Source organism: Microbacterium sp. NPDC087589 (genome assembly GCF_044743635.1).
GTDB lineage: Bacteria > Actinomycetota > Actinomycetes > Actinomycetales > Microbacteriaceae > Microbacterium.
The window spans coordinates 102452-124122 of record NZ_JBIUWV010000005.1; the positions used below are offsets into that span (position 1 = coordinate 102452).

21 protein-coding genes and 1 pseudogene are annotated in these 21671 nt (G+C 67.8%); 12 read left to right on the forward strand and 10 right to left on the reverse strand.

Translation table 11 applies throughout. From position 1 onward, the window contains the following. The first annotated feature begins 338 nt into the window (after nucleotides 1–338). The 4 genes from ACIOU8_RS12165 (at nucleotide 339) to ACIOU8_RS12180 (ending at nucleotide 5275) form a co-directional block, all read left to right on the forward strand. Nucleotides 339–1643 (forward strand): glycine betaine/L-proline ABC transporter ATP-binding protein, encoded by a 1305-nt coding sequence (locus ACIOU8_RS12165; protein ID WP_400789718.1) that lies wholly within the window; start codon nucleotides 339–341, stop codon nucleotides 1641–1643. Next, a complete protein-coding gene (locus tag ACIOU8_RS12170) occupies nucleotides 1643–2620 on the forward strand; it encodes an ABC transporter permease (RefSeq protein WP_400789721.1) in 978 nt (325 codons plus the stop codon). The genes ACIOU8_RS12165 and ACIOU8_RS12170 overlap by 1 nt, the downstream gene beginning before the upstream one ends. Before the next feature lie 85 nt (nucleotides 2621–2705). Then, entirely contained in the window at nucleotides 2706–3614 is a 909-nt protein-coding gene (locus ACIOU8_RS12175; RefSeq protein WP_400789723.1) for a glycine betaine ABC transporter substrate-binding protein, read from the forward strand. A gap of 158 nt (nucleotides 3615–3772) precedes the next feature. Continuing rightward, nucleotides 3773–5275, forward strand: a complete 1503-nt coding sequence (locus tag ACIOU8_RS12180) for a lipase maturation factor family protein (protein ID WP_400789726.1) — start codon at nucleotides 3773–3775, stop codon at nucleotides 5273–5275. Between the two features lie 257 nt (nucleotides 5276–5532). On the opposite strand, the gene ACIOU8_RS12185 is transcribed toward ACIOU8_RS12180, so the two are convergent. The 5 genes from ACIOU8_RS12185 to ACIOU8_RS12205 all read right to left on the reverse strand — a co-directional run bounded on the left by ACIOU8_RS12185 (nucleotide 5533) and on the right by ACIOU8_RS12205 (nucleotide 9164). After that, a complete protein-coding gene (locus tag ACIOU8_RS12185; protein ID WP_400789728.1) occupies nucleotides 5533–6300 on the reverse strand; it encodes an ABC transporter permease in 768 nt (255 codons plus the stop codon). Beyond that, the gene (locus tag ACIOU8_RS12190) at nucleotides 6297–7136 is read right to left on the reverse strand and encodes an ABC transporter ATP-binding protein (protein ID WP_400789731.1); all 840 of its coding nucleotides are present in this window, start codon (nucleotides 7134–7136) and stop codon (nucleotides 6297–6299) included. The genes ACIOU8_RS12185 and ACIOU8_RS12190 overlap by 4 nt, the downstream gene beginning before the upstream one ends. Beyond that, complete coding sequence (locus ACIOU8_RS12195) at nucleotides 7133–7504, reverse strand: DUF1048 domain-containing protein (RefSeq protein ID WP_400789734.1); 372 nt, start codon at nucleotides 7502–7504, stop codon at nucleotides 7133–7135. The genes ACIOU8_RS12190 and ACIOU8_RS12195 overlap by 4 nt, the downstream gene beginning before the upstream one ends. Before the next feature lies 1 nt (nucleotide 7505). Next, nucleotides 7506–7868 (reverse strand): PadR family transcriptional regulator, encoded by a 363-nt coding sequence (locus ACIOU8_RS12200; RefSeq protein WP_400789737.1) that lies wholly within the window; start codon nucleotides 7866–7868, stop codon nucleotides 7506–7508. A gap of 564 nt (nucleotides 7869–8432) precedes the next feature. Beyond that, the gene (locus ACIOU8_RS12205; RefSeq protein ID WP_400789740.1) at nucleotides 8433–9164 is read right to left on the reverse strand and encodes an SGNH/GDSL hydrolase family protein; all 732 of its coding nucleotides are present in this window, start codon (nucleotides 9162–9164) and stop codon (nucleotides 8433–8435) included. Between the two features lie 41 nt (nucleotides 9165–9205). Between ACIOU8_RS12205 and ACIOU8_RS12210 the strand changes: the two genes are divergently transcribed. Next, the gene (locus tag ACIOU8_RS12210) at nucleotides 9206–9679 is read left to right on the forward strand and encodes a cytochrome C5 (protein ID WP_400789743.1); all 474 of its coding nucleotides are present in this window, start codon (nucleotides 9206–9208) and stop codon (nucleotides 9677–9679) included. 52 nt (nucleotides 9680–9731) lie between these two features. Here the strand turns inward: ACIOU8_RS12210 and ACIOU8_RS12215 are convergent, their stop codons facing one another. From ACIOU8_RS12215 to ACIOU8_RS12235, 5 genes and pseudogenes are all read right to left on the reverse strand, one after another. Further along, on the reverse strand, nucleotides 9732–10733 hold the full coding sequence (locus ACIOU8_RS12215; protein WP_309692831.1) for a magnesium and cobalt transport protein CorA: 1002 nt from the start codon (nucleotides 10731–10733) through the stop codon (nucleotides 9732–9734). Nucleotides 10734–11031: 298 nt separating this feature from the next. After that, entirely contained in the window at nucleotides 11032–12057 is a 1026-nt protein-coding gene (locus ACIOU8_RS12220) for a Gfo/Idh/MocA family protein (protein ID WP_400789745.1), read from the reverse strand. Beyond that, nucleotides 12054–12698 (reverse strand): Gfo/Idh/MocA family protein, encoded by a 645-nt coding sequence (locus ACIOU8_RS12225; RefSeq protein WP_400790115.1) that lies wholly within the window; start codon nucleotides 12696–12698, stop codon nucleotides 12054–12056. Before ACIOU8_RS12225 ends, ACIOU8_RS12220 begins: the two co-directional genes overlap by 4 nt. Before the next feature lie 24 nt (nucleotides 12699–12722). Further along, nucleotides 12723–13085: pseudogene (locus ACIOU8_RS12230) on the reverse strand (Gfo/Idh/MocA family oxidoreductase); the annotation flags it as partial. Continuing rightward, on the reverse strand, nucleotides 13055–14227 hold the full coding sequence (locus ACIOU8_RS12235) for an ROK family protein (RefSeq protein ID WP_400789748.1): 1173 nt from the start codon (nucleotides 14225–14227) through the stop codon (nucleotides 13055–13057). The gene ACIOU8_RS12235 and the pseudogene ACIOU8_RS12230, both read right to left, overlap by 31 nt. A 186-nt stretch (nucleotides 14228–14413) precedes the next feature. On the opposite strand from ACIOU8_RS12235, the gene ACIOU8_RS12240 reads away from it, so the two are divergent. The 7 genes from ACIOU8_RS12240 to ACIOU8_RS12270 all read left to right on the forward strand — a co-directional run bounded on the left by ACIOU8_RS12240 (nucleotide 14414) and on the right by ACIOU8_RS12270 (nucleotide 21670). Next, on the forward strand, nucleotides 14414–15652 hold the full coding sequence (locus ACIOU8_RS12240) for an ABC transporter substrate-binding protein (protein ID WP_400789750.1): 1239 nt from the start codon (nucleotides 14414–14416) through the stop codon (nucleotides 15650–15652). A 75-nt stretch (nucleotides 15653–15727) separates the two neighbouring features. Next, entirely contained in the window at nucleotides 15728–16627 is a 900-nt protein-coding gene (locus ACIOU8_RS12245; RefSeq protein WP_400789753.1) for a carbohydrate ABC transporter permease, read from the forward strand. After that, a complete protein-coding gene (locus ACIOU8_RS12250) occupies nucleotides 16624–17532 on the forward strand; it encodes a carbohydrate ABC transporter permease (protein WP_400789755.1) in 909 nt (302 codons plus the stop codon). The genes ACIOU8_RS12245 and ACIOU8_RS12250 overlap by 4 nt, the downstream gene beginning before the upstream one ends. Before the next feature lie 19 nt (nucleotides 17533–17551). Continuing rightward, nucleotides 17552–18586 (forward strand): NAD-dependent epimerase/dehydratase family protein, encoded by a 1035-nt coding sequence (locus ACIOU8_RS12255; RefSeq protein ID WP_400789758.1) that lies wholly within the window; start codon nucleotides 17552–17554, stop codon nucleotides 18584–18586. After that, nucleotides 18586–19647 carry a dihydrodipicolinate synthase family protein gene (locus ACIOU8_RS12260; protein ID WP_400789761.1) on the forward strand — a complete coding sequence of 354 codons (1062 nt, stop codon included), beginning with the start codon at nucleotides 18586–18588 and terminating at the stop codon, nucleotides 19645–19647. Before ACIOU8_RS12255 ends, ACIOU8_RS12260 begins: the two co-directional genes overlap by 1 nt. Beyond that, entirely contained in the window at nucleotides 19644–20645 is a 1002-nt protein-coding gene (locus tag ACIOU8_RS12265) for a hydroxyacid dehydrogenase (RefSeq protein WP_400789764.1), read from the forward strand. Before ACIOU8_RS12260 ends, ACIOU8_RS12265 begins: the two co-directional genes overlap by 4 nt. Then, a complete protein-coding gene (locus tag ACIOU8_RS12270; protein WP_400789766.1) occupies nucleotides 20642–21670 on the forward strand; it encodes a hypothetical protein in 1029 nt (342 codons plus the stop codon). Before ACIOU8_RS12265 ends, ACIOU8_RS12270 begins: the two co-directional genes overlap by 4 nt. Nucleotide 21671 lies beyond the last annotated feature (1 nt).

A 21671-nucleotide genomic window follows, 5' to 3' on the forward strand; every position in this document is an offset into this window, starting at 1 on the left:
CGCGCCACGCCCGAGCGCGTACGCGCATCCGAAACCCGCGCAATCCCCCGGTCAGCCGAAGAAACTGAACGCTGCTCGGAATAGCGCATTTGCCTCTGACCGGCCATTTCGTTACGTTGGTTGGTGGGCCTGACGGCCCGAAGACCAGTCCGCGACCACGTCCTTCTTTCGAATGTGCTGTGCTGCGAAGAGGCGTGGACGTACGGTCGATGCTCTATCGCGGTGGATCCGAAATCCGCCGTCCGCGCCGCCACAGCACCATGTCGAAACGGCCGGGAGGATCACCCGGGCGTAACCGAAGCAGGCTCAGCCACCCGAAGGCGAGCCGCAGGGGAAACGTGTCCGAAATCGCTCTAGAAGCGCGCAATCTGTACAAGGTGTTCGGGAAGAATCCGAGCAGCGCTGTCCGTCGGCTGAAGGCCGGTGAGAGCAGAACCGCAGTCGCCGACGCAGGAACCGCCGCCGTCATCGACGCCAGTTTCACCGTGAACCGGGGCGAGATCTTCGTGATCATGGGCCTCTCGGGCTCCGGCAAATCCACCATCATCCGCATGCTCAACGGGCTGCACGACGCGACCGACGGCTCCGTCATCGTGAACGGCGACCCCATCACCGGCATCCCGGCATCGCGTCTGCGGGAGATCCGCCGCGACCGCGTCTCGATGGTGTTCCAGCACTTCGCGCTGCTGCCGCACCGCACGGTCGCCGCGAACGTCGCCTACCCCCTCGAGCTCAAGGGCGTCGGCAAGGACGAGCGCCTGAAGAAGGCCGACGAGATCCTCACCCTGGTGGGTCTCGAGGGTCAGGCCGACAAGCTGCCGTCCGAACTGTCGGGTGGCATGCAGCAGCGCGTGGGCATCGCCCGTGCGCTCGCGGCCGACTCCGACATCCTGCTCATGGACGAGGCATTCAGCGCGCTCGACCCGCTGATCCGTCGCGAGATGCAGGAGCAGCTGCTCGAGCTCCAGGAGAAGCTGCAGAAGACCATCGTCTTCATCACCCACGACCTCAACGAGGCGATGTTCCTCGGCGACCGCATCGCCGTGATGCGTGACGGTCGCATCGTGCAGATCGGAACCCCGGAGGACATCCTCACGGATCCGGCCAACGACTACGTCGAGCAATTCGTGCAAGATGTCGACCGCGCTCGCGTGCTCACCGCCGCGAACGTCATGGAGCGCCCTCGTCCCGTCGTCGCCGAGACCGCCGGTCCGCGCACGGCGTTGCGCCAGATGCGCGACGCGTTCATGTCGGCCACCTACGTCACGGGCCGCGACCGCAAGCTGCTGGGCATCGTCACCGATCGCGACGCCGTCAAGCTGGTGCGCCAGGGCGTGTCGACGCTCGAGTCGATCATCAAGCCGGTGCCGCAGAGCGTCAGCGAGGACGAGATCCTCATGAACCTCTTCATCCCGTCGGTGGAGTCGCCGCTGCCGCTGGCAGTGGTGGATGCCGCGGGCCGCCTGACCGGCGTGATTCCGCGAATCACCCTGCTTGCCGCCCTGGGCCCCGGCCCCGGAGCCACCGGAGAACTCACCCTGCCGCTTCTTCCGATGCCGCAGGCCGAGATCGATGCGGTGCTCGACGACGGATGGACGGCCGACGCGCAGCCGGTCGCCGAAACGAGCGAGGAGGTGCGCTGATGGAAGGTTTCCGCATCCCCGTAGGAACGTGGATCGAAGCGGTCGTCGACTGGGTCAAGGCCAATCTCGACGGTCTCCTCGACGTCATCTCGTTCGTGATGAGCTTCCTCGTCGAAGGGCTCACGAATGCCCTGCTGACGCCGCATTTCGCCGTCATCATCGTGATCGCCGCGCTGATCGCCTGGACTGTGCGCTCGTGGCAGCTCGCGATCGGAACGGTCGTGTCGTTCGGACTGATCGTCGGGATGGACCTCTGGGTTCCGGCGATGCAGACGCTCGCCCTCGTGCTCGTCGCCGCCATCATCGCCGTGCTGATCGCGGTGCCGCTCGGCATCTGGTCGGCGCGCAACGCCACCGTGCGTGCGGTGCTCAAGCCGGTGCTCGACTTCATGCAGACCATGCCGGCTTTCGTCTACCTGATCCCGGCCATCGTGTTCTTCGGCATCGGCGTGGTCCCCGGCCTCGTCGCCACCGTGATCTTCGCGCTGCCTCCGGGCGTGCGACTGACCGAGCTCGGCATCCGCGGCGTCGATTCCGAGACCGTCGAGGCCGGTCACGCGTTCGGTGCCAAGCCGGGCCAGATCCTGCGCGGCATCCAGCTGCCGCTCGCCACGCCCACCATCATGGCGGGCGTCAACCAGGTCATCATGCTCGCGCTGTCGATGGCGGTCATCGCCGGGATGGCGGGTGCTGACGGCCTCGGGAAGATGGTCGTGGAGGCTATCTCGACCATCAACATCCCCAAGGGCGTGGAGGCCGGATTGGGCGTCGTGCTCATCGCCGTCTTCCTCGACCGCGTCACCGCAGCTCTCGGCACCCCGGGTGAGAACCACTCGTCGCTGCTCGGGATGCTCGCACGCCGCCGCAACCGAGGTCACGACGAGGGGTCAGGCTCGGCCGCCTCCGACGACAAGGATGCTGCGTCAGATGCAGAGCGTCGCAAGGCGGCACCGCGTCGCTCTGCTGTCGGCGTCTGACGAACGAGTCGGCAGGCCGACGAGTCTGCCGACGAAAACTCACACAGTACGAAACAACCCCTATACGGAACCAGGAGATATACACATGAAGAAGAAGTTCCTCGCAATCACAGCGCTCGGCATCACCGCATCCCTCGCCCTCGCGGGCTGCAGTGGAGACGGAGCCGGCGGCACGAACTCCGGTGGAGACGGTGCAGAAGACAAGGGCACCATCACGCTGGGCTTCCTGCCCTCGTGGACCGACGGCCTGAGCACCGCGTACCTGCTGCAGGACCAGCTCGAGAAGATCGGCTACACGGTCGAGATGAAGACGCTGACCGAGGCGGGCCCGCTCTACACCGGCCTCGCGCAAGGTGACGTCGACATGTACCCGTCGGCCTGGCCCGAGCTCACGCACGCCGAGTACATGGACACCTACGGTGACGACATCGAGGACATCGGCACCTACTACGAGAACGCCAAGCTCACGATCGCGGTGCCGGAGTACTCCGAGCTCACCTCGATCGAGGACCTCAAGGGCAAGGGCGCGGAGTTCGACGGCAAGATCATCGGCATCGAGCCGGGTGCGGGTCTGACCGCTCAGACCGAGAAGATGATCCCCGCCTACGGACTCGAGGGCGAATACGAGCTCGTCACCTCGTCGACCGCGGCGATGCTCACCGAGCTGAAGACCGCGACCGACGCGCAGGAGGACCTCGTCGTCACCCTGTGGCGTCCGTTCTGGGCCAACGAGGCGTTCGGCATGAAGGACCTCGAAGACCCCGAGGGCGCCATGGGTGAGGCAGAGGGCCTGCACTTCCTCGGACACAAGGGCTTCGCCGAGGAGTTCCCCGAGGCGGCTGAGCTGATCGAGCAGATCAAGCTCGACGACGCGCAGTACGGCTCGCTCGAGGACATGGTCGTGAACGAGTTCGGCGAGGGCAAGGAAGCGGATGCCGTCGACGCATGGCTCGACGAGCACGGCGACGACTTCGACTGGGTCGTCTCCGAGTAAGACAGCACTCAGCGGAGTCAGCTGACTCAGCTGACTCCGCCCGGAGTCTCGCTCCCGTCGCACTTTCTGTCGCTTCCCGGTTCGCCGGGCGGCAGGAAGTGCGACGGGAGTTCTGCGTTTCGGGGCGGGGTCGTGAGGCCGGAGCGTAGCCTGTGCTCGTGGACGGGTTCGCGGCGGTCGACTTCGGGTTCGCCCGCGAGGTCCTGCAGCGGGGCATCGCGGCGCTGTATCTGGTCGCGTTCCTCTCGACCCTGAATCAGTTCCGGGCGCTCCTCGGTGACAACGGACTGCTCCCTGCATCCGTGCTGCTCGACTGGGTCGGCGAGAAGAGGGAGCGGCGGCGGATGCTGCATCCGACCCTCTTCCTCCGCATCCGATACTCCGATCAGCGACTCGCACTGCTGTGCGGGGCGGGGATCACCGTGTCGGCGCTGCTCGTCATCGGGATTCCGCAGTGGGGTCCGCCGTGGGTGCCGATGCTGTGCTTCCTCGCGCTGTGGCTCGGGTACATGTCGGTGGTCAGCATCGGTCAGACCTTCTATTCGTTCGGCTGGGAGATGCTGCTGCTCGAGGCGGGGTTCCTGGCCGCGTTCCTCGGGTCGAACGATCAGCCGCCGCCGACCGTCGTGATCGTGCTGTTCTGGTGGCTGCTGTTCCGGGTCGAGTTCGGTGCCGGCATGATCAAGATCCGTGGCGGGCAGGAGTGGCGTGACCTCACCGCCCTGACCTACCACCACGAGACGCAGCCGATGCCGGGGCCGCTCAGCCGTCAGGCGCATCTGCTCCCCCGGTGGTTCCACCGCGGCGAGGTCGTCGGCAACCACTTCGCGCAGCTCGTGGTGCCCTTCTTCGTGTTCGCACCGCTCCTGTCGGTGTGGGTTCCCGGGCCGGTGCCGCAGATCGTCGGGGCTGTGGCCGCCGTCATCGTGATCGCGACGCAGGTGTGGCTCGTCGCCACCGGCAACTTCGCGTGGCTGAACTGGGTGACGATCGTCATCGCGTTCTCGGCGATCGGGATGCCTGGGGTCGGGATGCCGGTCGGGATGCCGGTCGGCGGGGCACCAGGCGGCAGCCAGACTGATGTCGGAGCAACTCTCTGGCCCGGCATCCCGTTGTACTGGTTCGTGATCACCGCGGCCGTCGGTCTGCTCGTCATCGCGCTGAGCTGGCCGTCGCTGCGCAATCTGTTCGCCCGCCGGCAGCTGATGAACGCGAGCTTCAACAGGTGGCAGATCGGCAACGCCTACGGAGCTTTCGGCACCGTGACCAAGGAGCGCATCGAGATCGTCGTCGAGAGCTCGGTCGATGACGACGGCCTTCTGTGGCGCGAGTACGAGTTCAAAGGCAAACCCGGTGATGTGCGCCGCATCCCTCGCCAGTTCGCCCCGTACCACCTGCGGCTCGACTGGCTGATGTGGTTCCTGCCGCTCGGGCGCTCACTGGACGACTGGTTCACGGTGTTCCTGCTGCGCCTGCTCGAGGCGGATGCCCCTACCCTCGCCCTGCTGCGCATAGACCCGTTCGACGGGGAGCGGCCTCGGTGGGTGCGCGCGGTGTCCTATCGCTACCGCTTCGCCACGCGGGCCGAGCGGCGCGCCGACGGTGTGGTGTGGGTGCGCACGCGACAGCGCATCGTGCTCGGTCCCCTCGGGCTGAGATAGGTCGGGGGGCGTCTTTTGTCGGCATCCGTCGCTGTCCCACATCTCCCTCGCCCCTCGCTCCTCACCCCTCACCCCTCGCCCCTCGCCCAGCGCCCCCGCGCCCCGCCGGGAGGAGAACTGCTCTTCGGGAGGAGCCTCAGAGCAGGATCCTCCTCCCGAGGCGCAGAGACCATCCCGAAGAACCCGACGCCGAGCGCGGCGAAACGCCCCGGCCGGGCGCGAGGCCCGGACGAAGCGTTCCGTCTCACTGCAGGCGTTCAACTGACCTTCTTGCGGTACGCGATGATCGCGAACACGTAGGCGACGATCAGGATGCCGACGCACCAGGCGAGGGCGACCCAGATGTCGGTGCCGACCGGCTTCTCGGCGAACAGCGCCTGGATGGTGTCGACGATCGAGGTGACCGGCTGGTTCTCGGCGAACCACTGCACAGGACCGGGCATCGTTTCGGTCGGCACGAAGGCCGAGCTGATGAACGGCAAGAAGATCAGCGGATACGAGAACGCCGTGGCTCCTTCGAGCGTCTTGGCGCTGAGACCCGCGATGATGGCCAGCCAGGTGAGCGCCAGGGTGAACAGCAGCAGGATGCCGATCACGGCCAGCCACGCCAGCGGGCCCGCCCCGGTGCGGAATCCCATCACGAAACCGACGGCGAAGATGATCGCCAGCGTGATGGCGTTCGAGACCATCGAGGTGAGCACGTGTGCCCACAGCACGCTCGATCGGGCGATCGGCATGGAGTGGAAGCGCTCGAAGATCCCGCTCTGCAGGTCGTTGAACAGGCGGTACGCCGTATAGGCGATGCCGGATGCCACGGCGATCAGCAGGATGCCGGGGAGCAGGTAGTTGACGTAGTTCTCTTCGCCGATGCTCTGCTTGAGAGCCCCGCCGAAGACGTACACGAACAGCAGCATCAGCGCGATCGGGGTGACCGCCGTGGTGATGATGGTGTCGGCGCTGCGGAAGATGTGCCGCATCGAGCGGCCGGTGAGCGTCGCGGTGTCGGCGACGAAGTGCGTGCTCATGCTGCGTTCTCCTTTCCCGACTGGGTCCCTGAGCCTGTCGAAGGGCCTGAGCCTGTCGAGGGGCCCGACTCTGTCAAAGGGCCCGACTTCGGGCCGACCAGGGTGAGGAAGATCTCCTCGAGGGTGGGCTGCTTCTCGACGTACTCGACCTTCGCGGCCGGCAGCAGGCGCTTCAGCTCTGCGAGGGTGCCGTTGGCGATGATCCGCCCCTCATGGAGGATCGCGATGCGGTCGGCCAGCTGCTCGGCCTCATCGAGGTACTGCGTGGTGAGCAGCACCGTGGTGCCGGTGTTCGCGAGCTCCTTGATCACGTCCCACACCTCGATGCGGGATTCGGGGTCGAGTCCTGTCGTCGGCTCGTCGAGGTAGATGACCTCGGGGTGTCCGACGAGGCTCATGGCGATGTCGAGGCGACGACGCATGCCGCCCGAGTAGGTGCCGACCTTGCGGCTTCCGGCATCCGTCAGGCGGAACCTCGTGAGCAGGTCGTCGGCCACCTTCGCGGCGTCGGGCAGATGCCGCAGCTTCGCGACCAGCACGAGGTTCTCCCGTCCGGTGAGGATCTCGTCGACTGCGGCGAACTGCCCGGTCAGGCTGATCTTCTGCCGCACGGCGAGCGGATCGGCGGCGACGTCGACCCCCTGCACGGTGGCCGTGCCGGCATCCGACTTCAGCAATGTCGAGAGGATGCGCACCACGGTGGTCTTGCCTGCGCCGTTCGAGCCGAGGAGGGCGAAGATCGCCCCCTTCTCGACCTCGAAGTCGACGCCGCGCAGCACGTGGAGATCCTTGAAGGACTTCTCGAGGCCGCGAACGGCGATGGCGGGTGCGGTCATGATCGTGACCCTTTCTTCTTCGCGTCGTCGAATGCCTTGATGAGGCGTGCGCGCTCCTTGTCGATCCACTGGGTTCCGCCGTACGCCTCGGCGTAGGTCTCGGTGAACTCGACGGGGTCGTCTCCCGTGATGTCGGCGATCGGGGTGCCGTCGATTGACGCGCGCTCCCACAGATCGGCGAGGTCGACGAAGATCTGCACGAGGGTGTCGCCGTCGGTGATGCCCCCGTAGTACATCGTGTAGCGGTGCTGGGCGAAGGCGGTCGTGCGGTACGGCTCGGGGAGAGCGTCGATGCGCTTCTTCGCATCGCGGTACTGCTTCTTCTGCTCGAGCGATCCGGTGAGCGCTTCGATCCACTTGGCGGCCATGTCAGTTCTCCTTTGTGTCGTTGTTCGTGTCGTCTTTCGCGCTTTCGGTGCGCAGGCTGTCGATGCGCTGCGTGAGAAAGCTCCAGGTCTTCCAGAACTCCTCGAGCTCCTGCGTGCCGGCGGAGTTGAGGGAGTACACCTTGCGGGGCGGCCCCTTCTCGCTCGGCACCTTCTCGACGTCGACGAGCTTCTTCTGCTCGACGCGCACGAGCAGGGCGTAGATCGTGCCCTCGGCGATGTCGGTGAATCCGTGGTCACGCACGCGGTTGGTGATCTCGTATCCGTAGGCCGGCTGCTCGGCGAGGAGAGCCAGAACGATGCCCTCCAGGGTGCCCTTGAGCATCTCGGTCATCTGCTTGCCCATGAGGCCTCCTCTCGTTGGTTGGTACTCAGTGTTGCTGGGTACCGGTACAAAGTAACACTGAGTACCGGTACTTAGCAACACCGAATACTGGCGTTCTTCGCGTTGCTCGCCGAGCGCCGTTCACAACTCAGGAGGAATCGGGCGATAGGTGCGCGAAAGTGCGATAACCGGAGCGATCTGATGCGTTCATCCTGAGTTGTGAACGCGTCGACCTCGGAACGCAGACGCGTGCCACCGTTCACTCCGCTTCAGTCGCCGGCGGCGATGCGGGGTCGATTTCGTATGTCCGCGGTGATGCGGGGCCGATTTCGTATGTCCGCGGCGATGCGGGGTCAATTTCGCATGTCCGCGGCGATGCGGGGTCAATTTCGCATCGGAAACGGGCCTGTGCGGTGCGTTTTTGACCCCGCACACCGTGAGCCGAGGCCGAGCGAGGCCGAGCGAGGCCGAGCGAGGCCAGGCGGAGCCGGGGACGGCGGCGGGACTCGCCGGGCCGGGGACGGCGGCGGGACTCGTGGGACCGTTCCGGACCGGACCTCGCCGGGCGACTGCTCGGCGAGCCGATCAGCCGTTGAGGCGCGCCATCGCGACCTGCGCCTCGAGCAGTGGCAGGGTGCGGTCTCGATCGGGCTGCGGGCAGATGCCGAGCGCATTGGCGAGTGTGAAGGCCAGCGCGGCATGACCCGCAGCGTTCGGGTGGAACGGGTCTCCCATCAGGCCCCACGGCACTCCGCCGTTGCCGAGCTCGGTGAAGCGCGCGTGCTGGTCGACGAGGATCACGTCTTCGATCGCGGCGACGTCGCGCACGGCATCCGCGAACTCCGCGATCCTCTCGCGACCTGGTGCGTTCGCCACGTCGATCGACGGCGGGGTCTGCAGCACCGGAACGGCGCCGGAGGCGCGCACGCGTGAGACGAACTCACGCAGCGAGGCGGCGAACGCGGCGGGCTCGACGGTGACCCGACCCTCGCCGGTCGCCATGTCGTTCGTGCCGATCATGAGGGTGACGATGTCGGGCCGCCATGATGCGACGCGGCGATCCCAGTCGTCGAGGATGTCGGTGAGACGGTGTCCGCTGATCGCCGTGTTGATGACGGCGTCGCGGGTGCGCGCGAGTTCGCCGCGGATCAGCTCGTGCAGATGCTCGGCATAACTGCGGCCGCCCTGCGTGTGGACGAGGCCGTGGGTGATCGAGTCGCCGGTGACGACCCAGTTCAGCGGCCCGGGGCCGGCGAGCGACGCCGCGATGCGGCTGAGGTCGGATGCGGCGGAGGCGGGGGAGACGGCATTCGGCACGCCCTAGAGCCTAGCGGCGGCGTGAGTGGAAGACTGGTCTCATGGCCTCCCCACTGCTCGACCACCTGCTCGCCCGCATCGTCGACAGCGGCCTGCTCGATGATCCGGTCGCCGAGAACGGTCTCGTCTACGGCCGGGCGACCATCGACGCAGCCGGTGCGGTGGTGAAGGTCAATGTCGACCCCGAGCTGGAGGACGACGAGGACACCCTCGACGACGACGCGCTGATCGAGGCGATCACGCGCATCCTGTCGGTGTCCGAGACGCGGTGGCGTGCGGTGATCGACGAGGTCGCCGACGACATCGACGACGCCGTCGACGATGAGCCGGTGCTCGAGCAGATCGACCTGCGCGACGATCTCGAGGCCACCTCCGTGGTGGTGTTCGCCGACGCGGTGCTGATCGCGTTCGATGCGCCGAAGCAGTTCCCGGACTCGCGGATCCTGGTGCAGCTCGACGAGGACCTCGAGGTCGCCAACATCGAGGTGCGCGACCGCGACGGCGCCGAGCTCTAGACGATCGAGGCCTGCAGTCTCAGCGGCGGCAAACCCCTGAGCCTGTCGTGCCTCACAACCACTTCTTGTACTTGAACACCCCGTAGAGGGCGACCGCGAAAGCGGCCATCGCGCCGATCGCCATCGGATATCCGTGTGCCCAATGCAGCTCGGGCATCACCTCGAAGTTCATGCCGTAGACCGTGCCGACGAGCGTGGGCGCGAAGATGATCGCCGCCCACGAGGAGATCTTCTTGATCTCGTCGTTCTGCGCCAGGCCTGCCTCGGTCTGGCGTCGTGCGACGAGGGCGGAGTGCACGGTGAGTGCGTTCTCGAGGATCGCTCGGAACGAGTCGACCCGCTCGTTCACGCGGATGACGTGGTCGAGCACGTCGCGCAGCGACCGCTGCAGCTCCTCGTCGATACGGTACTTCTCGGACCCGCGGCGCAGCCACTCCAGCATCCCGGCGAGCGGATGCACCGCCCGCTGGAAGTTGATGACCTCGCGCGAGAGCTCGTAGATGCGGCGCGAGAGGGCGTCGTCGTCGCTGTCACCGAAGAGCTGGTCCTCGATCTCGTCGATGTCGTTGAGCAGCCCGGTGACGATCGGCTCGTACCCGTCGACGACCTCGTCGAGGATCGCGTAGAACACGGCCTCGGGTCCCATCGCGAGCAGCTCGGGGTGCGCTTCCATGCGACGGCGCACGGCTGCGAGGTCGGGAGACTCGGCGTGACGGATCGTCACCACGAAGTCGGGGCCGACGAACAGGTGCAGCTCGCCGAACTCGATCGACTCCTGCTCGTCGCGATAGCGGGCGGGGCGCAGCACGGCGAAGAGCGTGTCGCCGTAGCGCTCGACCTTCGACCGCTGGTGGCCCGAGAGCGCGTCTTCGACGGCGAGCGGATGCAGGTCGAACTCGCGCGCGACGGACGCGACCTCGATGGGGCTCGGTCGATACAGGCCGATCCAGGCGATGCCGCCGTGGGCGTCGAGCGACCGGTAGGTCTCGTCGAGGTTCTTCGGGGTCTCCACTCGGCGTCCGTGCACGTACACGCCGTTGTCGATGAGGGCCATGGCTGGCTCCGTTCTCGCAGGCGCACTGCCTCGTCAGAGGGGGTGTGCGCAGTGTTTCGTCAGGGGGCGGATGACGCCGCCGACGGCTGCGGAGCAGAACGGACGTGCAGGTGCGGAGCCGAAGCTCAACGCACGGATGCAGTCAGACGCGACGCAACGAAGGCGGCGTCGCAACTATCGCCGGACATCGCCATCACCGCCTCTCGCGCTCTGAAGGGGTCACATGACCCGGTGTGCCAGCATACTCCTGCATCCTGGACGCGATCTCCGGGCGCGTCGCCCGGGGCGAGAGGTGCGCTCAGGCGAGGGTCACGACCTCGCCGCCGTTCGCGGCCGACTCCTGAGCGGCCTTCACGATCTCGACCGTCCGGATGCCGACCTCGGCGTCGGGCTGCGGCTGACGCCCGTCGCGCACCGCGGTGACGAACTCCTCGAGCAGCAGGGCGTCGAGGTCGGCTCCGACGGGAGTCCACGTCTCTCCGCGGGAATCGTGCCCTGCCACGCCCTGTGCGAAGGGGCTGACGGTCACGGTGCCGCGTTCGGCGACGATCTGCAGGGTGACGCCACCCCAGGTCGGCGAACTCATCGGCCAGCTCCACGAGCAGTCGATCGTCGCGATGACACCGCTGGGGTAGCGCAGCGTCACGAGCCCGCCGGTCTCGACCGACAGCTCTCGCTGCGCGTGCAGGATGCGGTTGCTCACCGCTCGCACCGACTCGGCTCGCTCGCCGAGAAGCTCGTCGAGAAGATCGGCGCAGTGCACGACGTGGTCGACGAGCGCGCCACCGCCGGCGAGCTCGGGGTCGGTGAACCAGGCGCGATCCTGGGGGAGCTTGCCGTTGTTGATGCCAGTGACGCTGAGGATCCGCCCGAGGCTTCCGCTGCGGAGCTGCGCGATGGCGGTGAGGACCACGGGCGAGAAGCGCACGGGATATGCGACCATCAGCATCACGCCGGCACGCTCGCACGCGTCGCGCATGGCGACGGCATCCGCGACAGTCGTTGCCAGCGGCTTCTCGCACAGCACGTGCACACCGGCGGCGGCGGCGCGCTCGACCAGCTCACGGTGCCGCGAGTTCTCGGCTGCGACGACGACGGCGTCCGGTCGCCACGCGAAGGCCGCGTCGTAGTCGTCGACGTAGTCCACGCCGAGCTCGGCGGCGAGACGGGCGCCCCGCAGTGCCTCGTCGGGAGCGCTCGCGCCGTCGGGATCTGTGGCGATCAGCTGGACACCCGGCATCGTCTTCAGCGCGTGCACGTAACTGAGCGCATGGGTGTGGGCGAACGACAGCACGGCGATCCGCAGCGTCGGCAGGGCGGTCATCGGATGGCCTCCTCGGCCTCGGAGGGGGTGAGCGCGACGGGGGCGCCCAGGGCGATCGACGCGTAGGCCGCCTCGGCGACGGCGACCGCCTCGATCCCGTCGCGCGGCGTGACAGACGCCTCTCGTCCGCCGGCGAGCGCGGCGACGAAGTCGGCGATCTCGGTGAAGTACGGGCTCTGTTCGGCAGACATCGGGGGCAGGTAGTCGGTGCTGGCGGTGTCGAGCACGGCATCCGTCCTGTGCGCCTGCTCCTCGGCGCTGTCGTGACGCAGTCGGCCGTCTGAGCCGGCGACCTCGACGCTCGTGCGGAACGGCATCCCGGTGGCGACCCAGCTGCCGTGGATGTGGCTGATCACGCCGCTGCGATGCGTGAGCACGACGTGCGACGACACCGGCACCGGCACGTGGTCATCGATCGTCGGCGGATTCTGCACCGCGTACACCGATGCCACCGGGCCCGCGAACCACAGGGCCTGATCGATGTCGTGGATCATCAGGTCGCGGATGAGACCCCCGCCCGCGCGCTCCGAGAAGAACCAGGGCGTCTGCGGCGCGGACCCCGACCGACTGAAGCGCTGCACGGCCACCGTGCCGATCTGCCCCGCGTCGATGCCGGCCTTGATCGCCCGATATTCGGCCATGTAGCGCACGACGTGCGCGGGGAAGAGTCGTACGCCCGCAGCGGCGGCCGCACGGGCGACCTCCTCGGCGGCGTCGGCGGTCGCCGCCAGGGGCTTCTCGCAGATGACATCGCGACCCCTGGCGATCGCCCGCAGCGCGAAGTCGGCGTGCGTGCTGCTCGGCGTGACGATGTCGACGATGTCGACGAGATCGATGAGGTCGTCGACGTCGGCGACCACATCGAATCCGTACTCTTCGGCGATCTCCTCGGCTCCGACCAGCGAGGTCACGTAGCCGGTGACACCGAGTGCCCGCCATGCGTCCGCGTGCACGCGGGAGATTCCGCCGGCTCCGATGAGTCCGACCTTCAACGTGCTCACTTCTTCTCCTCGATGGGGTCGGCGGGTGCCACGTGCTCGTGCGGCAGGGGTGTGATCGGCGGGACGGACATGTCGTGGATGCCGTAGACATCGGCGCCGTTGCGCTGGAACGCGTGGACGAGGGCTCCGTGCGCTGCCGCGTCCGCACCGAGCCTCGCTTCGGCGATCGGCACCTGGAAGGGCAGGCCGAGATGCGCGGGCAGGGCGGAACGCAGCGGAGTCAGCAGCTGCTCGTGCGCGGCCGAGAGCCCACCGCCGATCACGATCATCGCGGGGTCGACGGTCATCGTGAGCGTCGCGATGCCGTGCGCGAGCTCGTCGATGAAGGAGTCGAGCTCGTTCTGCGCTGTGGCGTCGCCGGTGCGCGCGAGGGCGAAGACCTCGGCGGCGGTCTCGGCGCTGCGCCACGAGATCTGCCCCGTCTCGGTGTTGAGTCCGCGGAACGCCAGGCGGCCGATGTCGCCCGCGGCATTGTGGATGCCCCGTCTCGGTCGCCCGCCGAGGATCAGCCCCATCGAGATGCGGTTGCCCACGGAGAGATAGATGACGTCGTCGACGAGTTGCGCGACGCCGAGGTGGTGTTCGGCGACGGCCGCCAGGCGCACGCCGTTGTCGACGCAGACCGGGCACCCGAATGCGTGCCGCAGCTGGGAGCCGATGTCGACGCCCGACCATTCCGGGATCACCACCGACTTGACCACTCGACCCGCGTCGTCGACGAGGCCGGGCAGCGAGACCCCGATCGCACGCACCCGAGAGGGGGCGACGGATGCTCTCGTCAGGGTCTGCCTGATGTCGTCGATGACGGCGGCGAGTTTGGATGCGCCGTCGTGCTGTGCCGCGACGCCGGGGAATCCCTGCTGGGCGATCACGCGACCGGTGAGATCGGAGAGTACGACCCGTACGCTCGCGACGCCGATGTCGACTCCGACGACCGTGCCCGCATCGGCGAGGAACGAGTATCGGCGGGCGGGGCGGCCGGCTCCGGCGGCGACCTGCACGGACGCGTCGGCGATGAGGCCGGAGTCGCTGAGCACGGCGACCGCGTTCTCGACGGAGGTGCGCGAGATCTCGAGCGACCGTGAGAGTTCGTTCACCGTCGCGGGTCCGACGTCTCTCAGGTGCAGGGCCGATCGCGCGACGATCGACAACTGACTGGGCACGACCATGAGCGGTCCTCCTTTTCGCCGTCGCTGGTGCGATCAAAATAGCACACCGGATTTTCAAATCAAGACAAGTCGTTTTCGTGCTGGAAACACGGCTGTAACGAACGCCTGGGAAGTTGTACTTGACGAATTATCCCACACCAATGTCATAATGAACCGTACTCAGCACGGTATGAGCAAAGGAGCACCATGCGCGTCAGCAAGATCACCGGCATCGTCGCGGGAATCGCGGCAGCCACCCTGTTGGCCGGTTGTTCGGCCGGCGGAGGAGACACCGCAGAGGGAGAGCAGGACATCACCGTCTGGCTCTATCCGGTCATCGCCGACGAGGCGGTGCACAAGGACTTCTGGGACTCGACGATCGCCGAGTTCGAGAAGGAGAACGAGAACGTCAACGTCTCGTACGAGATCTTCCCGTGGGCGAACCGCGACGAGGCGCTGCAGACGGCGATCGCCGCAGGCAAGGGCCCCGACGTCGTCTATCTGATCCCCGACCAGCTCGCGGCCTACCAGAAGTCGATCGCTCCGCTCAACGACCTGCTGAGCGAGGAACGTCAGAACGATCTCCTCCCCAACGTCAAGACGTCCGTCACGATCGACGGTGACATCCTCGGAGCCCCGATCCTCACCAGCGCCCAGCCGCTCATCTGCAACGCCGCGGCGTTCGAGGCGGCGGGCGTCACCGAGTATCCCGAGACGTGGGACGACATCGCCGAGATCGCGCCGAAGTTCACGGCGAAGGACATGTACGTCCTCAACTACCCGGCTTCTGCGGAGAACACCCTCAACCTCACCTTCTATCCGCTGCTGTGGCAGGCGGGCGGAGAGGTCTACGACGACGAGGGAGCGGTCGGATTCGACAGCAAGGCCGGCGAGAACGCGCTCACGTTCATCACCGATCTCGCCGAGGCGGGCGCGCTCGACCCCGAGGCTCTCACCACCAACGTCCCGCTCGAGCAGACCGCCATCGCCCAGGGCAAGGTCGCGTGCACGTGGAACAACGCCGTGAACGAAGTCGCTCCGTTCTGGGGCGAGGAGAACGTCAAGGTCATGGCCCCGCTCACCGATGAGGAGTCCGTCGCGTACGGCACCGTCGGGTCGCTCTCGGTGCTCGAAGGCTCGAAGGCTCAGGATGCCGCGGCGAAGTTCGCCGAGTTCGCCACGAGCGCCGACATCGTCGAGCCCTACCTGACGGCGGCCGGATACTTCTCGGCGCTGAGCACCACCGAGCCGCTGTACGCGGACGACCCGCTGCTCGGCGAGGTCGAGAAGTACGTGCCCGACACGACCGTCGGCGAGCTGAACGCCTCGTCGCGCGCACTCATGGGGGTGCTCGCACCCGAGATCCAGGCGGCTCTGCTCGGACAGAAGTCTCCGGAGGATGCCCTGAAGGATGCGGCGACCGCTGCCGCACCGCTGATCAAGTAGTGACCAAGGGGCGCACGGCATTCGTCGTGCGCCCCTCCCGCTTCATCACCACGTGAGGTTCGAATGATGACGACGATGGCAACCACGCCGACGAGGCCCCGAGGGCGGGTGACGCGGGCGCTCGCCCGGCGAGAGGCCCGGGTGGCATTCCTGTTCGTGCTCCCCGCCTTCCTGCTGTTCATCGCCTTCCGCTTCGGCCCCAGCATCGCCGGGGTCGCGCTGAGCTTCTTCGACTACGACATCTCCGGCGAGGTGGCCTGGCGCGGCCTCGACCACTTCCAGCGTCTCGTCGCGGATCCGCTGTTCTGGCGCGCGATGGGCACGACGCTGATCTACACGGTCTTCGCGGTCCCCATCTCGCTCGTGCTCTCGACCGTGATGGCGCTGGGCGTGCGCCGGGCATTCCGCGGCGCGCGCTTCTTCCGCTCGATCTTCTTCCTCCCCGTCATCACCTCTCTCGTGCTCGCCGGGTCGATCTTCGTCTGGATCTTCTCGAGCAACGGTCCGTGGTCGACCCTGATGGCTCCTCTCGGACTCGGCGGATCATGGCTCGGCAGCACCGTGCTCGTGATCCCCGCGATCGTCGTCGTGGGCGTCTGGTCGCGGTTCGGCTACGGGATGATGATCATCATCGCCGCGCTGCAGGACGTGCCCCGCGAACTCGAGGAGGCTGCGCTGGTCGACGGCGCCAACGCCTGGCAGCGCTTCCGCTGGATCGTGCTGCCGTACCTGCGTCCGACCTTCTTCTTTCTCGCGGTGATCGAGACGACCGCCGCGTTCCAGGTCTTCGACGTCATCTACGTGATGACCCAGGGTGGCCCGGCCAACGCCAGCTACTCGCTCGTCTACCTGCTGTACGACCAGGGCTTCCGCTACTTCGACTACGGCTACGCCGCCGCGGTCGGGGTCGCCCTGTTCATCATGACCCTCGCGGTCGCACTCATTCAGCGCCTCGTGATCGGAAAGCAGAAATGACCGCCCTGATCCAGCCGCCCGTGACCGCACCGGCTGAGGAGCCGCGGCCGTCGTCTTCACGGCGACGCCGTTCGTTCCGTGCGCTCGAACCCACGAGGGGCGGTGTGGTGCTTCGATGGATCTGGCTGAGCATCGCCGGCATCCTGAGCTTCTTCCCCTTCTACGCGATGGTCGTGCTGAGCCTCAAGCCGGGCATGGTCGTCGAGTTGCCCGGCTCGCTGCTGCCGTGGAAGGACATCTCGTTCGAGTCGTACGAGCAGGTGCTCGGCGGCCAGAACATCGTCGGATGGCTGGGCAACACGCTCGTGTACTCCCTCGTCTCGGTGGTCGCCGTGCTGTTCCTGTCGGCGCTCGCCGGATACGCCTTCGCGAAGAAGCGCTTCGCGGGCAAGGAGGTGATGTTCTGGTCGTTCCTGGCGATGGTCATGGTGCCGTTCCACGTCACCCTGATCCCGACGTTCATCCTGATGGCGAACCTGGGCGGCATCGACACCTACTGGGGTCTGATTCTCCCGACCCTGGCCAACGCCCAGGCCGTCTTCCTCATGCGCCAGTTCATCGAGGGTCTTCCCGACGAGCTGTTCGAAGCCGCTCGCATCGACGGTGCGGGGGAGTTCCGCATCTTCCTGCGGATCGTGCTGCCGCTGTGCAAGCCGATCCTCGCCACGCTCGGCATCTTCGTCTTCCTGTGGCACTGGAACGACTTCCTCTGGCCGCTCATCATCGCCAAGTCGAACTCGATGTTCACACTCACCGTCGGGATCTCGTCGCTGCAGCAGCAGAACGTACCGCTGAGCACCATGCTCGCGGGGTCCGTCGTCGCACTGCTGCCCATCTTCCTCGCCTACCTCATCGCCCAGAGGTATGTGCAGGAGGGCGTCACCGGCACGGGCATCAAGGGCTGAGAAGAAGGGAAAGCACCACGTGACTCAGCACTCATTCACCTCGGAGGCAGAGCTGGAGGAGGCACTCGCCACCCCCAGCGCCGCCCTCATCGAGGACCTGGCCGCAGGATCGGGCGATCTCGTGATCCTCGGCGCCGGCGGCAAGATGGGCCCGACGCTGGCGATGCTCGCCCGCCGGGGCATGGACGCCGCCGGTCGGAAGGACGACGCCGTCTACGCGGTGTCGCGCTTCGGGGACGCGGCGATCCGCGAGCGCCTCGAAGCGGCCGGCATCCGGGTGGTGCCCTTCGACCTCATCGAGAACGACGACTTCGCAGCACTCCCCGATGCGCCCAACGTGGTGTTCATGGTCGGAGCGAAGTTCGGCGCGGCGACCAACGCCTCGTGGGCGTGGGAGGTGAACGCCGCGCTTCCCGACCGGGTGGCCCGTCGATACCGCGACAGCTCCATCTCGGTGCTGTCCACCGGCAACGTGTACCCGTTCGTCCCCGCCTCGTCGGGTGGCGCCTCCGAAGAGGTCCCACCCGCGCCCATCGGCGAGTACGCGCAGTCGTGCCTCGGCCGTGAGCGGGTGTTCGAGTTCGGAGCGCAGGAGCGGGGCACCGAGGTCGCGATCATCCGACTGAACTACGCGGTCGACCTGCGATACGGCGTGCTGGCCGACATCGGAAGCGCGGTGAGCGCCGGGCAGCCGGTGTCGGTCGCGACGGCGAACGTCAACGTGATCTGGCAGGGGTACGCGAACGAGGTCGTGCTCCGCAGCCTGCGTCATGCGTCGACCGAGCCGTTCACGATCAACCTGACCGGTCCCGAGCTGCTCAGCGTCGAATCGATCGCGCGCCGGTTCGGGACGCTGTTCGACCGTGAGGTGACGCTCGTCGACGAACCGCAGGCCACCGCCCTGCTCAGCGACGCCCGCCGCTGCATGGCTCTCTTCGGGTATCCCTCCGTGTCGGCCGAGTCGCTCATCGGGATGCAGGCGGATTGGATCACCGCAGGCCTGCCGATGATCGCCAAGCCGACCAAGTGGGCTGTCAGGGACGGGAAGTTCTGATGACGGTTCCCCGACTCCGCCCCGACGCCGCGGCGACTCTCGCCCGCGGCGCCGTGATCCCCGCACACCCGCTCGCCCTCACCGCCGATCGCAGCCTCGACGAGCGGCGGCAGCGAGCCCTGACCAGGTACTACCTCGATGCGGGTGCAGGCGGCATCGCCGTCGGGGTGCACACGACCCAGTTCGAGATCAGAGACCCCGAGCATGCGCTGCTCGAACCCGTGCTCGCGCTCGCCGCAGAGGAGATGGACGCGCGGGCCGACGCCGGGCTCGTGCGCATCGCCGGTGTCGCAGGCGGGACCGCGCAGGCCGTGGCCGAGGCGGAGCTTGCCCGGTCGCTCGGATACGACGCGGTGCTCGTGAGCCCCCGTGTCGCCGGAGCCGACGAATGGGCGCTGCTCGAGCGGGCCAGGGCCGTGGGCGAGGTGCTGCCGATCGTCGGGTTCTACCTGCAGACGGCCATCGGCGGACCCGTGCTCGACCGGGACTTCTGGCGCGAGTTCGCGGCGATCCCCGCCGTCGTCGCTGTCAAGGCCGCACCGTTCGACCGGTACCGCACGCTCGAGCTCGTGCGGGGAGTGGCAGCATCCGGCCGCGCAGACGAGATCGCGCTGTACACGGGCAACGACGACGCGATCGTCGCCGACCTGCTGTCGGAGTTCCACGTCGACTCGCCCTCGGGTCCGCGCACGCTGCGGTTCGTGGGCGGGCTGCTCGGGCAGTGGGCCGTGGGCACCCGCGCTGCTGTGCGGCTGCTCGACCAGGCCCGTCGTGCCATGGAGGGCGACGCCGATGCCTACCGAGCGCTCGGACTCATCGCCTCCGACATGGTCGATGTCAACCAGGCCGTGTTCGACCCCGGCAACGACTTTCACGGCGTGATCGCCGGAGTGCACGAGATGCTCGCGCAGCAGGGTCTGCTCGAGGGCACCTGGTGCCTCGATCCCGGTGAAGGTCTGTCGCCGGGGCAGGCGACCGAGATCGAGCGCGTGCGCCTCGCGTATCCGGAGCTCAATGACGATGCGTTCATCGCGGAGCACCTCGAGGCGTGGCTGACATGAGCGCTCCGACCGTGGTCGCCGTGGTGCCGGAGGAGCTCTTCGCGGAGTTCTTCTCCCCCGAGGACGCAGAACGGCTGCGCGCCGCCGCGGGGCCGGCCCACGACGCCTTCGCGCGTGTGGACCGACTCGAGCACGCGCGGCTCGACGAGGCCCGCGTCGTGATCACGAGCTGGGGGATGCCGCCGTTCGACCGCGCGGTGCTCGCCGCTCTGCCCGAGCTCGAGCTCGTCGCGCACACCGGCGCGTCGCTCAAGGCCTTCGCGACGCAGGAGCTCTTCGACCGCGGCGTGACCGTGACCCAGGCGGGCGCCGCGATGGCCCGGTCGGTGGCCGAGGTGTCGCTGACCTTCACGTTGGCGCTGCTGCACCGCATCCCGCAGATGCACAACGCGATGCGCGAGGGCGGCCGATGGTATGACGCCGCGTCGGTCGGGACTCAGCATGAGATCCTCGGCGCACCGATCGCGGTGATCGGCGCCTCGCGCACGGGGCGTGCCTACGTCGAGCTGATCCGCGCGCTCGGCGCCGAGCCTCTGCTGGTCGATCCGACGCTCGACGCCGCTGCGGCGTCGGCTCTCGGGGCAGAGCTCGTGCCCCTCGACGAGGCGCTCACCCGAGCGAGGATCGTCGCCGTGCACGCCCCCACTCTCGCCGAGACGCATCATCTGATCGGTCGTCGGGAGCTCGCGCTCATGACCGACGGCGCGGGGCTGGTCAACACCGCGCGTTCGTGGGTGGTCGACGAGGAGGCACTGATCGACGAGATCCGCGCGGGTCGCCTGTGCGCGGGGATCGACGTGTTCGACGAGGAGCCCATCGCCGTCGACAGCCCCTTGCGTCGGCTGCCCGGAGTGCTGCTCACCCCGCATCGTGCGGCCGGCACGAGCGAGGGTCGTCTTCGACAGGGCAGGATCATCGCCGACGAGGTCGAGGCATTCGTCGGCGGTCGCGCACTCGCGCACGCCGTGGACCACGACCAGCTGGCGTCGATGGCATGACCCGTCAGCCGCTGCGCGTCGCCTTCGCCGGACTCGCCCACTCCCACCCCGCTGCCGACGCGGCGAACGTCGCGGTCTCGGGCGGCCGGGTCGTGGCGGTCTTCGATGAGGATGCACGCGCCGCAGCGGACTTCGCCGAGCGGTTCGGGGGCGTGGCGACGCTCTCGCTCGGCGGTCTCGCGGCGGCGAGTCCCGACCTGATCATCGCGACCCCGCGACCCGATGAGGCCGCGAGAGTCGTGCGTGCGCTGGCTGCGATCGACGCCCCCGTCTTCGTCAACAAGGTGGTCGCGGCGACCGCTTACCAGCTCGCCGACTGGAGGGATGCGGTGCAGGGGCTGCGGGTGGGCACGAGCTCCGTGCTGCGGTTCGCCCCGGCGCTCGCCGTGCTGCGCGATGAACTCGTCGGCGCCGAGATCCTGAGCATCCGTCTGCGGGTGCAGCACGATGCGGCCGGGTTCCGCACTGCCGAGCGCCTCTGGCAGGACGACCCCGAGCTCGGCGGCGGGATCCTCGTGACCGTCGGCGTGCATGCATGGGAGATCCTCGACGTGCTCCGTCCGGGTGCCAGTATCCTCTCGGGCACCGGATGGGTGCGCTGCCGCGCCGGTTCGTCGTACTCCGAGGACGCCGCAGGCATCGATGCCGTGATCGATGCGGGCGGCGCCGTCGTCCCGGTGCAGCTGAGCGTCACCGGGGTGCCTGGGCCGGACGCCTACGGGGTCGAGGTCGTCACGAGCGACGGCATCCGCTCGCTCGAACTCGACACCACGGACGCGAACGAGTCGCTGGGGTTCCGCGGGCTCGTGGCAGCGCTCTGCGAGGCGAGCGCGGAAGGCCGCGTCGTCGCCCCCTGGGCGACCGCGCGGGCCGTGGTCGAGAACACCGTCCGTGCCGCGCAGATCGCGCGCCGGACCGCGGGCGCTGGGCCCGATGAGACCTGGGGATCTGGGGAAGTTCCGGATGCCGCGTGCGACCGCGAGGCCGCACGCCTGACCGCGGCTGCCATGCCGCACGAAGGATGAC

Excerpts from the sequence above, each read along its gene's own strand:
- ACIOU8_RS12170 (WP_400789721.1), top strand. The coding sequence starts at position 1,643 with ATGGAAGGTTTCCGCATCCCCGTAGGAACGTGGATCGAAGCGGTCGTC.
- ACIOU8_RS12175 (WP_400789723.1), top strand. The coding sequence starts at position 2,706 with ATGAAGAAGAAGTTCCTCGCAATCACAGCGCTCGGCATCACCGCATCC.
- ACIOU8_RS12185 (WP_400789728.1), bottom strand. The coding sequence starts at position 6,300 with ATGAGCACGCACTTCGTCGCCGACACCGCGACGCTCACCGGCCGCTCG.
- ACIOU8_RS12190 (WP_400789731.1), bottom strand. The coding sequence starts at position 7,136 with ATGACCGCACCCGCCATCGCCGTTCGCGGCCTCGAGAAGTCCTTCAAG.
- ACIOU8_RS12195 (WP_400789734.1), bottom strand. The coding sequence starts at position 7,504 with ATGGCCGCCAAGTGGATCGAAGCGCTCACCGGATCGCTCGAGCAGAAG.
- ACIOU8_RS12200 (WP_400789737.1), bottom strand. The coding sequence starts at position 7,868 with ATGGGCAAGCAGATGACCGAGATGCTCAAGGGCACCCTGGAGGGCATC.
- ACIOU8_RS12210 (WP_400789743.1), top strand. The coding sequence starts at position 9,206 with ATGGCCTCCCCACTGCTCGACCACCTGCTCGCCCGCATCGTCGACAGC.
- ACIOU8_RS12215 (WP_309692831.1), bottom strand. The coding sequence starts at position 10,733 with ATGGCCCTCATCGACAACGGCGTGTACGTGCACGGACGCCGAGTGGAG.
- ACIOU8_RS12220 (WP_400789745.1), bottom strand. The coding sequence starts at position 12,057 with ATGACCGCCCTGCCGACGCTGCGGATCGCCGTGCTGTCGTTCGCCCAC.
- ACIOU8_RS12225 (WP_400790115.1), bottom strand. The coding sequence starts at position 12,698 with ATGGCCGAATATCGGGCGATCAAGGCCGGCATCGACGCGGGGCAGATC.
- ACIOU8_RS12235 (WP_400789748.1), bottom strand. The coding sequence starts at position 14,227 with ATGGTCGTGCCCAGTCAGTTGTCGATCGTCGCGCGATCGGCCCTGCAC.
- ACIOU8_RS12240 (WP_400789750.1), top strand. The coding sequence starts at position 14,414 with ATGCGCGTCAGCAAGATCACCGGCATCGTCGCGGGAATCGCGGCAGCC.
- ACIOU8_RS12245 (WP_400789753.1), top strand. The coding sequence starts at position 15,728 with ATGGCAACCACGCCGACGAGGCCCCGAGGGCGGGTGACGCGGGCGCTC.
- ACIOU8_RS12250 (WP_400789755.1), top strand. The coding sequence starts at position 16,624 with ATGACCGCCCTGATCCAGCCGCCCGTGACCGCACCGGCTGAGGAGCCG.
- ACIOU8_RS12260 (WP_400789761.1), top strand. The coding sequence starts at position 18,586 with ATGACGGTTCCCCGACTCCGCCCCGACGCCGCGGCGACTCTCGCCCGC.
- ACIOU8_RS12265 (WP_400789764.1), top strand. The coding sequence starts at position 19,644 with ATGAGCGCTCCGACCGTGGTCGCCGTGGTGCCGGAGGAGCTCTTCGCG.
- ACIOU8_RS12270 (WP_400789766.1), top strand. The coding sequence starts at position 20,642 with ATGACCCGTCAGCCGCTGCGCGTCGCCTTCGCCGGACTCGCCCACTCC.